This window comes from Caballeronia sordidicola (assembly GCF_002220365.1).
Classification (GTDB): domain Bacteria; phylum Pseudomonadota; class Gammaproteobacteria; order Burkholderiales; family Burkholderiaceae; genus Caballeronia; species Caballeronia sordidicola_C.
The window spans coordinates 1-14,450 of sequence record NZ_MTHB01000261.1 but is presented as its reverse complement, the minus strand read 5'-3'; the positions used below and the strand labels follow the sequence as shown (position 1 = coordinate 14,450).

General features: G+C 60.5%; 13 protein-coding genes. 6 read left to right on the top strand and 7 right to left on the bottom strand.

Annotation, left to right across the window (positions count from 1 at the left end; all coding sequences use genetic code 11):
* Positions 1-3: 3 nt before the first annotated feature.
* Genes lptB through kdsD form a run of 5 tightly spaced genes read right to left on the bottom strand, consistent with a single transcriptional unit; the run spans position 4 to position 3,693 of the window.
* The gene (gene lptB / locus BSU04_RS37260; RefSeq protein WP_089165312.1) at positions 4-771 is read right to left on the bottom strand and encodes an LPS export ABC transporter ATP-binding protein; all 768 of its coding nucleotides are present in this window, start codon (positions 769-771) and stop codon (positions 4-6) included.
* 11 nt (positions 772-782) lie between these two features.
* Positions 783-1,493 (bottom strand): lipopolysaccharide transport periplasmic protein LptA, encoded by a 711-nt coding sequence (lptA, locus tag BSU04_RS37255; RefSeq protein WP_089165241.1) that lies wholly within the window; start codon positions 1,491-1,493, stop codon positions 783-785.
* A 48-nt stretch (positions 1,494-1,541) separates the two neighbouring features.
* Positions 1,542-2,141 (bottom strand): LPS export ABC transporter periplasmic protein LptC, encoded by a 600-nt coding sequence (gene lptC, locus BSU04_RS37250; protein WP_089165240.1) that lies wholly within the window; start codon positions 2,139-2,141, stop codon positions 1,542-1,544.
* 5 nt (positions 2,142-2,146) lie between these two features.
* On the bottom strand, positions 2,147-2,710 hold the full coding sequence (locus BSU04_RS37245) for a KdsC family phosphatase (RefSeq protein ID WP_089165239.1): 564 nt from the start codon (positions 2,708-2,710) through the stop codon (positions 2,147-2,149).
* Complete coding sequence (gene kdsD / locus BSU04_RS37240; protein WP_089165238.1) at positions 2,710-3,693, bottom strand: arabinose 5-phosphate isomerase KdsD; 984 nt, start codon at positions 3,691-3,693, stop codon at positions 2,710-2,712. The genes BSU04_RS37245 and kdsD overlap by 1 nt, the downstream gene beginning before the upstream one ends.
* 180 nt (positions 3,694-3,873) lie before the next feature.
* Between kdsD and BSU04_RS37235 the strand changes: the two genes are divergently transcribed.
* The 5 genes from BSU04_RS37235 (at position 3,874) to purU (ending at position 9,033) form a co-directional block, all read left to right on the top strand.
* The gene (locus BSU04_RS37235) at positions 3,874-5,874 is read left to right on the top strand and encodes a monovalent cation:proton antiporter family protein (protein ID WP_089165237.1); all 2,001 of its coding nucleotides are present in this window, start codon (positions 3,874-3,876) and stop codon (positions 5,872-5,874) included.
* Between the two features lie 22 nt (positions 5,875-5,896).
* Positions 5,897-6,472, top strand: coding sequence for an adenine phosphoribosyltransferase (locus BSU04_RS37230; RefSeq protein ID WP_089165236.1), 576 nt, complete (start codon positions 5,897-5,899; stop codon positions 6,470-6,472).
* Positions 6,473-6,493: 21 nt separating this feature from the next.
* A complete protein-coding gene (locus tag BSU04_RS37225) occupies positions 6,494-7,108 on the top strand; it encodes a LysE family translocator (RefSeq protein ID WP_089165235.1) in 615 nt (204 codons plus the stop codon).
* Positions 7,109-7,248: 140 nt separating this feature from the next.
* Positions 7,249-8,094 (top strand): NUDIX hydrolase, encoded by an 846-nt coding sequence (locus tag BSU04_RS37220; protein WP_089165234.1) that lies wholly within the window; start codon positions 7,249-7,251, stop codon positions 8,092-8,094.
* Positions 8,095-8,163: 69 nt separating this feature from the next.
* The gene (gene purU, locus BSU04_RS37215; RefSeq protein WP_089165233.1) at positions 8,164-9,033 is read left to right on the top strand and encodes a formyltetrahydrofolate deformylase; all 870 of its coding nucleotides are present in this window, start codon (positions 8,164-8,166) and stop codon (positions 9,031-9,033) included.
* 96 nt (positions 9,034-9,129) lie between these two features.
* On the opposite strand, the gene BSU04_RS37210 is transcribed toward purU, so the two are convergent.
* Both BSU04_RS37210 and uvrA read right to left on the bottom strand, forming a co-directional pair.
* Positions 9,130-10,203 (bottom strand): AI-2E family transporter, encoded by a 1,074-nt coding sequence (locus tag BSU04_RS37210; protein WP_089165232.1) that lies wholly within the window; start codon positions 10,201-10,203, stop codon positions 9,130-9,132.
* 88 nt (positions 10,204-10,291) lie between these two features.
* The gene (uvrA, locus tag BSU04_RS37205) at positions 10,292-13,165 is read right to left on the bottom strand and encodes an excinuclease ABC subunit UvrA (protein ID WP_089165231.1); all 2,874 of its coding nucleotides are present in this window, start codon (positions 13,163-13,165) and stop codon (positions 10,292-10,294) included.
* 1,141 nt (positions 13,166-14,306) lie between these two features.
* Between uvrA and BSU04_RS37200 the strand changes: the two genes are divergently transcribed.
* Positions 14,307-14,450 (top strand): reverse transcriptase N-terminal domain-containing protein (locus tag BSU04_RS37200; protein WP_144021478.1); only part of this gene is annotated, 144 nt, incomplete at its 3' end.

Sequence of the window (14,450 nt, the reverse complement as noted above, 5' to 3'; positions counted from 1 at the left end):
CGCTCACATGCGGAAATGTTCACCGAGATAAACGCGCCGCACACTCTCATTTTCGATGATCTCGCTTGGCGCGCCTGCCGCGAGCACGCTACCGTCGCTGATGATGTAAGCATGGTCGCAGATACCCAGCGTCTCGCGCACGTTGTGGTCCGTGATCAGCACGCCAATGTTGCGCTGCTTCAGGAACTTCACGATTTTCTGGATTTCGAGCACGGCGATCGGGTCGACGCCGGCGAACGGTTCGTCCAACAGGATGAACGCCGGATTGGTCGCGAGTGCACGGGCAATTTCCACCCGCCGCCGTTCGCCGCCCGAAAGCGACAAAGCCGGGTTTTCACGTAGATGCGCGATCTGAAGTTCGTCCAGCAATGCTTCCGCGCGATCCGTAATCGCTTGCTTGGAGAGCGGCTTTTCGTTTTCGTCCGTTTGCAGCTCAAGCACAGCGCGAATGTTCTGCTCGACCGTAAGCTTACGGAACACGGACGCTTCCTGCGGCAAATACGAGAGCCCCAGGCGCGCTCGCTTGTGAATGGGCAAGAGGCTGATGGAGGTGCCGTCAAGCAGGATTTCGCCTGCATCCAGCGGCACCAGCCCGACGATCATATAGAACGACGTCGTCTTGCCTGCGCCGTTCGGCCCCAGCAGCCCGACCACTTCGCCGCTTTTCACGTCGAGCGAGACGTCTTTCACGACCGTGCGCGAGCCGTAGCGTTTCTTCAGGTTGCGGACGGTGAGCGAACTGCTCGTGCCGGCCGGCTTGCGATGAGGCATGGCGGGCGAATTCACGGCTGCTGCGTTCCTTGCATCTTGGTGGACGGCGTCAGGGTGGCCGGCGCGCCGGACAGCGGTGCGGCGCCGCCGTTACGCGGGGCGAGCATGGCGCGCACGCGGCCAGTCGGGTTGCCTGGACCGGCGACGTCAGGTCCGGCTTTCGCCGTATAGAAGTCTTTCTGGCCGTCATAGGTAATCACGCTGCCGTGCACTTCGTCCTGGATCGTGGTGAGACCCACTAGGCGGCGCACAACGGCACGGGTGGTCAGCGTGGTGAGATCCTGCTTGCCGTCGTAGTCGATCCTCACGGCATTGCCTTCTATGTATTCGTCGAGGCCGTCGCGTTTCTGGCGGAAGTACGAGAGGGCGCCGCCGGTCGACGTACCGGTTGCGTACTGATACCCCTGCGGGTCCTGCGTCACGTCTACACGGTCGGCCTTGATGATGATCGTGCCTTTCGTCGCGACAACGTGACCCGTGAATATGTTGACCTGCTTCAGGTCGTCATAGGTCATGTTGTCCGCTTCGATATTCAGCGGCTTGTCGTTGTCGGCGCGTTCGGCGTAGGCGGCCGGGGCAAAAGCCAATAGCGAGGCCGCCAGCGGCAACGCCACGCATGTTGCCGCGATCCCGAATTGCACGACACGTGCGGCGCGGCGCAACAATGCAGCGCGCGCTGCGCACAGACGGCCGGATTCGGGTCGGAGAAACGGTTTGTTCATGCAGTCACACTTGAATGGATTAAGCGCAATTCGTCGGAACTGCCGGGGTTATTTGGATGAGGTGCCGAGGGTATCAGAGGCGGCGATCTGGCCGCGTACCGTCCCAAACAGCTTCATTACCCGGGTCGCGTTGTTGTAGTTCATGCCGTCGCCCGTCATCACGGACGGACCGCGCTGAAGTTTAACCGGCTTTTCCGTTTCGATGACATCGTCGTTCACAAGGATGCGAAAGTGCACGGAATCCGCCGTCATCTGCGGGTCGCCGTAACCAGCCACGCGCAAAATGTGGGCGTTCTCGTATAAGTCGACAACCGAGACGTCGCCGTTCACCGTGCCGCGCTCGGATGTTGCCGTCACGGTCGGGCGCAGGGGCTGAAACATGCGCATGGCGGGTTTGGTGAGGTCGCTGACTTCATCGTCCTCGTAATGCACCATGGAAATCGCAGTCAGCCGATACTGCGTCGTGCCGGTGGTGTCCAGTTCCGAGACGGAGAAGTTGTTCGCGAAGTAGTCGGGCGTGTGTTCCTTCGGGCGCTCCGTTTCCTGGGGCTTGGGAAGCGTAGCTTGCAGCATCCAGTAGGTGACGCCCGCCAGCGCGGCCAGTGCGAGCACCGGCAGCGCTGAGGTCAGTTTCTTCGGTCGTTGCATGGGATTCAGGCTCCGATAGCCGCGGCAAGCAGGCCGTCGTAGCGATTCTGCGCGCGCAGGATGGCGTCGCAGACTTCACGCACCGCACCTTCGCCGCCGCGCTTGGCGGTGGCCAAATGGACGCGGTTCAGCACTTCGACATGTGCGTTGGCGGGCGCCGCTGCGAAAGCGCACATACGCATCACGGCGAGATCAGGCCAGTCGTCGCCCATATAGCCGCATTCGGTTGCCGGGATACCCGTGGTTTGCAGCAGTTGGGCAAGCGCGATGGTTTTATCGGCGACGCCTTGGTGCAGGTGCGTAATACCCAGCTCCCGTGCTCGTGCCGCGACAATGCCGGAGTTGCGCCCGGTGATGATCGCCGTCTGAATGCCCGCCGACTGCAGCATTTTCACGCCGTGGCCGTCGAGCGAATTGAAGGACTTCATGGCGTCGCCGTCGGCGGTGAAGAACAGGCTGCCGTCGGTGAACACGCCGTCGATGTCGAAAATCATCAGTTTCACGCGGCTCGCCCGGTCGTGCGCGTTTTCCGTTGCGGCGATATCAGGCGTGAAAGACAAAGTCGACATCAGATTACCTTGTTGGAAAAGAGGTCGTGCATGTTCAGGGCGCCGATCAGGATCGCGTTTTCGTCGACGACCAGCATCTGATTGATGCGATAACGCTCCATCAGTTCCACAGCTTCCACCGCGAGATGGTCCGGACCGATCGTGCGCGGATTACGCGTCATGACATCGATCAGCGGCAGCGCGCGGAAATCGCCGTCGCGCTGAAGAATCCGGCGCAGGTCGCCGTCGGTGAAGATGCCTTCAACATGACGCTTTTCGTTGACCACGGCCGTCATGCCCATGCGCTTGTCGGTGATCTGGAAGAGGGCGTCGGAGACGGTGGCGTTCAGTGGCACTTCCGGCACTTCCGGCCCGACGCGCATCACGTCGCGTACATAAGTGAGCAGGCGCCGGCCGAGTGCGCCGCCCGGATGCGAGCGCGCGAAGTCCTCGGGGCCGAAACCGCGGGCGTCGAGGACGGCGACCGCGAGCGCGTCGCTCAATGCAAGCACGGCCGTTGTACTGGCGGTCGGGGAGAGATTCATCGGGCAGGCTTCTTTGTCGACGTGCGCATTCAGGTGCACGTCGGCCAGTTTCGCGAGGCTTGATTCCGGCCGCCCGGTGATGGCGATCAATTTTGCCCCGAGGCGCTTGATGATGGGCAGAATGGCAACGAGTTCCGAGGTTTCGCCCGAGTTCGACAAGGCGATGAACACGTCGTCGGCGGTCACCATGCCGAGGTCGCCGTGGCTCGCTTCGGCCGGATGAACGAAGAAGCCGGGCGTGCCCGTGCTCGCGAGCGTAGCCGCGAACTTGCGGGCGATATGCCCGGATTTGCCGATACCCGATACCACCACGCGGCCCTTGCATCCGAGCAGGAATTCGACGGCGCCGGTGAAGTTGTCGTCGAGTTGTGCGGACAGGCCGCGCACAGCGTCGGCTTCAATTTCGAGCACGGTGCGAGCCAGCGCGAGAGCCCGGTCGCCATTGATTTTCGCTATCATGCGCGAAGTATAACAAAGGCATCTTTGCGCCGCGCCGGACCCGGGGCGGCCTTCAGCCGCTCATCCGCCCCCGCAAGGCCGTGTGTTTTGTTGCGCGCAACGCGCTCGCGCGTTAAAAAACACAAGATCCGGATGTGCTCCCCGAGCCGCCATCCGCCGACAAACGAGGACGCTAGACGGATGACTTCCCCGCTTGAAATGACGTTGCTGTTGCTGCTGTGTTCAGTGGCAGGGGTCGTCGTATTCCGCTTTTTCAACCTGCCGCCCATGTTGGGCTACCTGGCGGTCGGGATCATTGTCGGACCGCACGCCGCCGGCATCGCGCCGGATAGCGAACGCGCGCAGCATCTGGCCGAATTCGGTGTTGTGTTCCTGATGTTTTCCATCGGGCTTGAATTCTCGTTATCGAAATTGAGGTCGATGCGACGGATTGTGTTCGGCCTCGGCGCGAGCCAGGTGGCCGGGACGATTGCGCTGGCGTTGCTGTTCGGGTGGATCGCGAATTTCTGGACGGGCATGTCGTGGGAGGCGAGCATCGCGCTGGGCGGCGCGTTGTCGATGTCGTCCACCGCCATCGTTTCCAAAATGCTGGCCGAACGGCTTGAACTGGAATCCGAGCATGGCCGCAACATCTTCGGCGTGCTGCTGTTCCAGGATCTGGCAGTGGTGCCGCTGCTGATCATCATTGCCGCGTTCGGCAACGGCAATTCTAAGGAACTGGCATTTTGGCTGGCGCTCGCAGCGATCAAGATCGTGGTCGCGTTGACGGTGCTGCTGTTCATCGGCCAGAAGTTCATGACGCGCTGGTTCAATATTGTCGCGCGCCGGCGCTCGCAAGAACTGTTCATGCTGAACCTGCTGCTGGTCACGCTGGGCGCGGCGTTCATTACCGATAAATTCGGCCTTTCGCTCGCGCTCGGCGCGTTTATCGCGGGCATGCTGATCGCGGAAACGCCTTACCGGCATCAGGTGGAAGAGGACATCAAGCCGTTCCGCGACGTGCTGCTCGGGCTGTTTTTCGTGACCACCGGCATGCTGCTCAATCCGCGCGTGATCTGGGAACACCCGTTTCTCGTGGCGTCGTTTTTCTTCCTGCCGATCCTGCTGAAAGCCGTGATGATCACCGGTCTCGCGCGGCTGTTCGGCTCGCCGCCGGGCGTGGCGATGCGTACCGGCCTCAACCTCGCGCAGGCCGGCGAATTCGGTTTTGTGCTGCTGAACCTGATCCTCGATAAACATCTGGTCGAGCCGGTACTGCTGCAAGCCATCCTTTCGTCGATGCTGCTTTCCATGCTGGCCGCGCCGTTCATCATCCAGAACGCCGACCGGATCGTGCTGCGGCTTTCATCCACTGAATGGTTGCGGCAGTCGTTGCAAATGACGCGCATTGCAACGCAGAGCATCAAGCAGAGTGGCCACGTGATCATCTGCGGCTACGGCCGGGCGGGGCAAAATCTGGCGCGGATGCTGGAACACGAGGGGTTGTCGTACGTCGCGCTCGACCTGGACCCCGATCGCGTCGCGGCAGCGGCGGCGGCGGGTGAAAGCGTGGTGTACGGCGATGCCGGGCGGCGCGAGGCGCTGGTCGCAGCCGGCATACATCGAGCGGCCACGGTCGCGATCACCTTCGCGAACACGCCGTCCGCATTGCGCGTGCTGCACAGCATCCACGAGCTCGAGCCCACGTTGCCCACCATCGTGCGTACGGTCGATGACGCCGATCTGGAAAAGCTGATTGCATCGGGCGCGACGGAAGTGATTCCGGAAATCGTGGAAGGAAGTTTGATGCTGGCGTCGCATACGCTGGTACTGATGGGCGTGCCGATGCGGCGCGTGGTCCGGCGCGTGGAAGAGATGCGCGACGAGCGTTACAGCATGCTGCGCGGTTATTTTCACGGAGCGGATGAGGACGACGATGAGCGTCGCGAGCAGGTCCGGCTACAATCGGTTCCCGTCGACGAAAACGCCGACGCGGTCGGCCGTACGCTCGACGAGCTCGGGCTGGTGGGCGACGGGGTGGAAGTGACAGCCATTCGCCGGCACGGAATTCGAGGCGTGGCGCCCGATCCGGACACCAAGCTGCGGGCGAGCGACATTGTGGTGCTGCGCGGATTGCCCGAGGCGCTGCAGCAGGCGGAAGAACGGCTGTCGCGCAATCGCCGTGCGGGCGCGGTAGCCTGACGTTTTCCAGGAGACACCAAACATGCCTGAGTTCGCAGCGCCCTCAGTACCGAATTTATCCAATCCTGCCGGTTTTATCCGCGAGCGGATTCGCACTGTGCCCGACTGGCCGCAGCCCGGTGTGCAGTTTCGCGATATCACGCCGGTTTTGCAGGATAGGCGCGCGTTGCGTACGCTGATCGACCTGCTGGTGCAGCGCTATATAGATGCACGAATCGACACGATCGCCGGGCTTGATGCGCGTGGTTTTATCATCGGGCCGATTCTCGCTTACGAATTGAGCCTGGGATTCGTGCCGATCCGCAAGAAGGGCAAGTTGCCGTTCAGGACGTTGTCGCAATCGTATGAACTTGAATATGGCAGCGCGACCGTCGAAATCCACGAAGATGCGTGCAAGCCGGGCGAGCGGGTGGTGCTGGTTGACGACCTGATTGCGACCGGCGGCACGATGATGGCCGGCAAGATGCTGCTCGAACGGCTTGGTGCGGTGGTGGTCGAGGGGACTGCGATTATCGACTTGCCGGAGCTCGGCGGGTCGACACTTCTGCGCGAGTCGGGTCTGCCGCTTTATACAGTCTGCGAATTTAGCGGCCATTAACTTCTCCGGATTCTTTCACCCATGCCTAATTTCCTTTTGTTTCTCGCGGCTTCCATGGCTATTACCGTGGCGCCCGGTCCGGACAATCTCCAGGTGCTCGCGCGTGGCATTTCGCAGGGGCGCGCGGCTGGGCTGGTTGCGGCGCTTGGATTTGCCGCCGGCATTTCGTTCCACACCACGCTTGCCGCGCTCGGGGTGGCAGCCTTGCTCAAGTCCTCCCCGATGGCGTTTGAAGCGGTCAAGCTGGCGGGCGCTGCTTATCTGATCTGGATTGGCATCAAGGCGATTCGTAGCAAGGGTTTGTCAAGTGCGCACGAGCGGCCTGGTCAGCCATTGGCTGTGGTGTTTCGGCAGAGTGTGATCGGCAATTTGCTGAATCCGAAAGTGACGCTGTTTTTTATCGTGTTCCTGCCGCAGTTCGTTAATCCGCATGGCGGGCAAAGCGTCATGTTGCAGATGTTCGAGCTTGGCGGCGTGTTCATGTTGCAGACGGTGGCGGTGTTCTCGGTTTTTGGCGTTGCCGCCGGAATGATTGGGGCTTATTTGAAGCGGCGTCCGAAGGTAGGGGTGTGGCTCGACCGGTTGGCTGGGGCGACGTTCATCGGGCTGGGGATTCGCGTGGCGTTTAAGGATTAAGCGGCGTTCAGTTCTCGTTCTGGCGCGGGATTGCTTCGGCGTGTTCGCGGCCTTGATCTCGATTCCCGACCCTCAAACCACGACCTGCAGCTGACGAAACCCCCTGTACAATTTCCGGCTTTCCGCCGCCGGAGCCCATCATGAGCTTGCCTGCTATCGTCGCCGCGCGTCGTTTCGATGCTTCGGCGCACCTGCCGTTTTACATCGACCGTGAACGGGTGGGCTGGATTCGCCGAACCGACGCGCCCGCGCTGCGCGCATGGCCGGACGTGTTTCATATCGATCAAACGTCGATCCGTCTCGCCGACACCTTCTCCAATCTCAACGCGCGCAGCGCCGCGCTCGGCGCAGTCATTGGCATGCTGGCCGCCGACGGCCGCATCGCCGGCTGGCGCAACGAAACCTACGCCATTCGCAATGCCTTCGACGCCGAACCGCTTGCGTTCATCGAGCGCGCCGCGTCGCGGTTCTTCGGCACAATGACGTACGCCGTCCATCTGAACGGTATTGTCGAAGAGCCAGGCCGCGCGCCGCAGCTCTGGATCGCCCGGCGCAGCGAAACAAAAGCGACCGATCCGGGCATGCTCGATAACGTGGTGGCAGGCGGTGTTGGCTGGGGGATGGGGATCGAGGAAACGCTCGTGAAGGAGTGCTGGGAAGAAGCGGGCATGCAGCGGGAGCTTGCTGCCAAGGCCGTACGCGGGCGCGAATTCCACGTGCTGCAATCGCTGCCCGAAGGCACGCAGGCAGAGCTGATCTTCGTTTTCGACCTGAGCTTGCCCGTCGATTTCGCGCCGCGCAATCAGGATGGCGAAGTGGGCGAACATCGGCTCGCGCGTATTGATGAAGTCGCACGATGGATTGAGGAAGGCGCAATGACGGTCGATGCCAGTCTGGCCACCCTGGATTGCCTGCTGCGCCGAAAGTGGATAGACGAAGAAGCGTGCGAGGGCATGCCGGCGATTTACTTACCGCCGGCGGTTTGAACACCCCATGAGCATCCCGTAAACACGCGTTGAACGTGCTTTTGAAACATCTCAAAGGAGTATCGGTTCATGTCGACCGAACATAGTTTTATCTTGAAGTTGTCGTGTCCGGATCGTCCAGGCATTGTGCATGCCGTGTCCGGATTCCTGTTCGATCTCGGCAGCAATATTCTCGATTCCGCGCAATTCGGCGACAGTCACACCGGCGAGTTTTTCATGCGTGTGCACTTCCAGCAAGTTGGCGGAGATCCTGGTCTCGTTGCGTTGCGGACCTCGTTCAGCACGCTCGCCGATGAATTCGGCATGAAGTGGGAACTGCACGATGCGTCGGTTAAACCGCGCGTGATGATCATGGTGTCGAAGATCGGGCATTGCCTGAACGATTTGCTGTTCCGATATCGCACCGGCCAACTAGGCATCGAGATTCCGGCGATCGTTTCGAATCATCGGGATTTTTATCAACTCGCCGCGAGTTATGACGTGCCGTTTCATCATCTGCCGTTGATCGCATCCACGCCCGAGGGGAAGGCTTCGCAGGAGGCGCGGGTGCTGGAGATTGTCGATCAGCACAAGATCGATCTCGTCGTGCTCGCGCGTTATATGCAGATTCTGTCGCCGGAAATGTGCGCGGCGCTCAATGGCCGGGCGATCAACATTCACCATTCGTTCCTGCCAAGCTTCAAGGGCGCCAAGCCGTATTACCAGGCGTTCGATCGGGGCGTCAAGTTGATTGGTGCTACTGCGCATTATGTGACGACGGACCTTGATGAAGGGCCGATCATCGAGCAGGAAGTGGAGCGCGTGGACCACAGCATGGCACCGGATCAGTTGACGGCGATCGGGCGCGACGTGGAATGCGTGACGCTCGCGCGGGCGGTGCGGTGGCACGTGGAGCACCGGATCGTGCTGAATGGCAGTAAGACGGTGGTATTCAAGTAGGTGAGGTTGGGCTTGGGATTCAGAGGAATTTGCCGCTGACCTTCCAGCCCGAAACTACTTAGTCCACCGTCAGATGGATTGAGCCATACCCCTCGCTCAAACCAGCCTCAAATAAACCAGCTCGCGCTTGAGATAAGCATAAAAAATCGGCGCGGCGATTACCCCGGGCAGTCCAAAAGCGGCTTCCATCGCGAGCATGGCCAGCAGCAATTCCCAGGCGCGCGCCTCGATCTGGCCGCCAATGATCCGCGCATTCAAAAAGTATTCGAGTTTGTGAATGATGATCAGGAAGGCTAGCGATGCCACGGCCGTCCCGAAGGACACCGACAATGAAATCCCCACAATAATCGCGTTTGAGACCAGGTTGCCGATCACCGGCAACAATCCGACGATGAACGTCACCATCACCAGTGTCTTCGACAGCGGCAGCCGCTCGTGAAACACCGGCAGCGCAACCAGCAAATACAACGCCGTGAACGTCGCGTTGATCGCGGAAATCTTGACCTGCGCGAAAACGATCCGCCGAAACGCCTCTGAAAAGCGCGTCACGCGCGTCACGAGCGCAGTAGAAAGCGGCAAGCGATGCGTCGTCCGCGGCACTCCCACCGCGATAATCGCGCCCACGATCATGCCGATCAGCACATGCCCAAAACCGCGCGCCGCGTCTTTTCCGCCCTGCTGCAACATGGCGGCGTGCGTTTGCATCAGCTCCGTCGCCTTGTCCTTCATCTGTTCGGCATCAACAGGAAGGTAGTTCGCGATCCAGTCGGGCACCTGCAGGCGGGCATGCGAGGTGAGCTTCATCAACTGATCGAGAAGCTTCTGGACGCTTGGAACGTCGCGCTGGAAATGATCGATGAGCAAGATCGTCCCGCCCGCCAGCCCTCCCACGATCACCGCCGCCACGATCACGACCGAGACCCAGCGCGCGCGTCCGCTCGTCATGGTCTTTTCGATCACGGGCGCGATGGCGTGCACGAGCTGAAACACCAGCATCCCCGCCAGCAGCGCGCCGAGCAACTGCAAATGCAGCACGAGGAACAAACCGACGAACGCGGCGATATAGCTGCCAATTTCGACCGCCGACAACTTCGGCATGCTCATGTCGCTCGTCAGCCGGACGGGCCGGACAGCGGGCCTGTTTTCGGCCGCTTCGTTGCGCTTTGCCATGAATCCTTCAGTCTCCTGCCGCTAACGGGTTATTGACTGCCGCGGCCCGAACGGCGCGCGGCTCCTTGTTGCGGTGCGGGCAAATCTGTCATGCAGCCGATCTCGGCCTTTGCAGCAAAGGCGCAAGATACCGGCCGGTAAAACTGGCCTTCGTCTGTGCGACGTGCTCCGGCGTCCCCTGCGCGATGATCTGGCCGCCACCGGCGCCGCCTTCCGGACCGAGGTCGATCACCCAGTCCGCGGTTTTTATTACATCCAGATTATGCTCGATGATTACGACAGTATTACCTTGATCTCGCAGCCGGTGAATCACTTCGAGCAACAGGGCGATGTCGTGGAAGTGCAGGCCGGTGGTCGGTTCATCGAGAATGTATAGAGTCCGACCCGTGTCGCGCTTGCTCAGTTCCAACGAAAGCTTGACGCGTTGCGCTTCGCCGCCCGACAGCGTGGTCGCCGACTGACCGAGCCGGATATACCCGAGACCCACGTCGAGCAAGGTTTTCAGCTTGCGCGCGACGATTGGCACGGGCTTGAAGAACTCGTACGCGGCTTCCACGGTGAGGTCGAGCACCTCGTGGATATTCTTGCCCTTGTACTGGACATCGAGCGTTTCGCGGTTGTAGCGCTTACCGTGACAGACGTCGCACGGCACGTAGACGTCGGGCAAGAAGTGCATTTCGACCTTGAGCACGCCGTCGCCCTGGCACGCTTCGCAGCGTCCGCCCTTCACGTTGAACGAGAAACGGCCGGGATCGTAGCCCCGTTCCTTCGACGCCGGCACGCCCGCGAACAATTCGCGGATCGGCGTAAAGAGGCCGGTGTAGGTCGCGGGATTCGAGCGCGGTGTACGCCCGATCGGCGATTGATCGACGTTGATCACCTTGTCGAAGTGTTCCAGCCCTTCAATTGACTCGTAAGGCGCGGGTTCGGCGGACGAACCGTATAGATGCTGGGAAACGGCGTGGTACAGCGTGTCATTGATGAGCGTGGACTTGCCCGAGCCGGACACGCCCGTCACGCAGGTCAGCAGTCCGACCGGCAGATCGAGCGACACATGCTTCAGATTGTTGCCGTAGGCCTCGATGATTCGCAGCCGCCGTTCGTCCGGCGGCGTGCGGTCGGTCGAATAGCTTATGCTCCGTTTGCCCGACAAATACTGTCCGGTCATCGAATTCGGGTCGTTCTCGACGTGCTTCGCCGACCCTTGCGAGACAATCTCGCCGCCGTGCACGCCCGCTCCCGGCCCCATGTCGACTACGTAGTCGGCCATACGGATCATGTCTTCGTCGTGTTCGACCACGATCACCGAATTACCGATGTCGCGTAAGTGCTTGAGCGTGGCGATGAGCCGGTCGTTGTCACGCTGATGCAAGCCGATGGAGGGTTCGTCGAGCACGTACATCACGCCCGTCAAGCCGGAACCAATCTGCGATGCCAGCCGGATTCGCTGCGCCTCGCCGCCGGAGAGCGTTTCGGCGCTGCGTTCCAGCGACAAATAATCCAGCCCGACGTTGTTCAGGAACGTGAGCCGCGCGACGATTTCCTTGATGACCCGATCGGCGATCTCGCCCTTCGCGCCGTCCAGGTGCAGCGTATGAAAATAACCGAGCGTCTCGCGCAGCGGCCAGCCGCTCACTTCATAAATGGCTCGCGCGTTCTCGCCCGTGCCGAGCTTGACGTTGCGCGCCTCGGTCCGCAGCCGCGTGCCTTCGCATGCCGGGCAGGCCTGGTTGTTCTGATACTTCGCCAGTTCCTCACGGACCGCCGCCGAATCAGTTTCCTTGTAGCGGCGCTCCAGACTTGGAATGATCCCCTCGAACGCATGCTCGCGGACCGTCGTCCTGCCGCGCTCGTTGATGTACGAGAACGGAATGACCTCTTTGCCCGATCCGAACAGCAGGATCTTGCGGACGTTTTCGGGTAGATCCTCGAAGGCCGCGTCTATGTCGAATTCGAAAAACGACGCCAGGCTTTGCAGCATCTGGAAGTAAAACTGGTTGCGCCGGTCCCATCCCTTGACCGCGCCCGCCGCGAGCGACAGCGATGGATGCGCGACCACCCGCTTAGGGTCGAAGAACGTGATCTGGCCGAGGCCGTCGCATTCAGGGCAAGCGCCCATCGGATTGTTGAACGAGAACAGGCGCGGCTCGAGTTCCTGCAGCGAATACGAGCAGATCGGGCAGGCGAACTTCGAACTGTACAGATGCTCTTTCTCTGAATCCATTTCGAGCGCGATCGCGCGGCCATCGGCGAGACGCAGCGCTGTTTCGAAGGATTCCGCGAGCCGTTGCTTCATGTCCGGCCGCACTTTCAAGCGGTCGATAACAACATCGATCGTGTGCTTGTCGTTCTTCTTCAACTTGGGCAGCGACTCGATCTCATAGATCTTCGCCACGCCTTCGTTCGCCGTGCCTCCGCCCGAACGCACGCGAAACCGGATGAAACCCTGCGCCTGCATGGCCTCGAACAATTCGAGGTGCTCGCCCTTGCGATCCGCCACCACGGGCGCGAGGATCATCAGCTTCGTTTCCTCGGGCATGGCGAGCGCGGCGTCGACCATTTGCGACACGCTTTGCGCTTCGAGCGGAATGTGATGATCCGGGCAGTGCGGCGTACCGACGCGGGCAAATAACAGCCGCAGGTAGTCGTGAATCTCGGTGACGGTGCCGACGGTGGAGCGCGGGTTATGCGAAGTCGCCTTCTGCTCGATCGAGATAGCCGGCGACAATCCTTCGATCAGGTCGACGTCCGGTTTCTCCATCAACTGCAGGAATTGACGCGCGTAGGCGGACAAACTTTCGACGTAGCGGCGCTGGCCTTCGGCGTAAAGTGTGTCGAACGCGAGCGACGATTTCCCCGAACCCGACAAGCCCGTAATCACGATCAGCTTGTGACGCGGCAAGTCGAGATTGATGTTCTTAAGATTGTGGGTGCGAGCCCCACGAATACGAATTTCTTCCATGAACCGGGCGGAAAGTAAGGGGGCTAAACCTGCTACTATAACGACTTTTGTGCGACACGCACGCTCGTGTCCGGGGCGTCCCAACGTAAGGGACATCGACTAGCGGCAACGGTTTGGGCGAAAAACCTAATCCCACCTGCCGCGACCGTATCGGGTAGTACGACATCAGAAGGGGCGCGAGTCCTGTATGCAACTGTCCGAATGCTGATACATGCTTGTGAAACGGTACCCGGTAGGGCATTTCTGGGTATCGTCTAACGACGACTACCAGATTGCATGCCTGGTGATCGTCCTGCTTTGACCTGATTACCGTCAGGCCCCGCCTGGTTAGCGGCTTCACCTCCGCTACCAAGCGGAATGGAGTTTGTAGGTCCTGTGCGACATTGTTGCAACGGATTCGCAACGATACGAGCGAAAAGCTCGGTGTGTCATGGTTCGGCTCGGTCTTGCTGGTTAGGGACCGGTAGTGAACCTGCTATACGACTAGCAGTAGCCTAGGAAGACATGCGTCACTGGCAACGGTGGGGTGTGAAGCTCTTCTGACAATGTAGCCCCCGGAAGTTCGGGCAGATGGGCGTCGTGAGGCGCACAGATGGAGACTCCTAGCAGCGAGGGGGTCAAGGAGCTAGGCTGACTGATATGGTTAATGTAAGTGAACTACTGATAAACCCCGTGATTATAGCGGTGCCTAAGCTGCTGCGCGGCATCAACCAAAATGGTGTGCAGTCGGTTAACTCGTTGGAAGTTCGGGTTACGTCGTTGTTGTACTGCCGGGGAAGAGGTGGAACCTAAGTCAGTCGTGTGACATGCCGGGAACGTGGTAAGCCCGTATGGTTGCCAGTGCAGTTGGCTGGCAGGCGAACCGCGAGGAACGCTGTTGATTGTGCGGGTATGGGAGGACGGAAAAAGCGAACGTCGGGCTGTAATGGTCCGGATAGGAGTTGAGACATTACTCCACGCGAAAGCGGGCAGACTTCCGTCTGGTCTACCGTCGCAAGACGGCTGACTACCCTCTGTGTCTTGGTTAGGTACGGGTGCATGCGCCTGTACTGAGGTGTTTGTTGTTCCCCAGCGGGGTGTGTCTTCCCCGCTGGGGGAGACGCGCCTTCTGCTTGGGGACTTTTCCAAGTAGGAGAGCAGCATGAAAGTATCTGGTCGAAAGGCCGGAGCTGCGCTTTCCCACGCGCCGGACGATTGGTACGCCGTAGATTGGCGCCGGGTTGAACGGAACGTGAGAGGGATGCAGATTCGAATTGCGAAGGCGACGCGGGAAGGCAAATGGCGC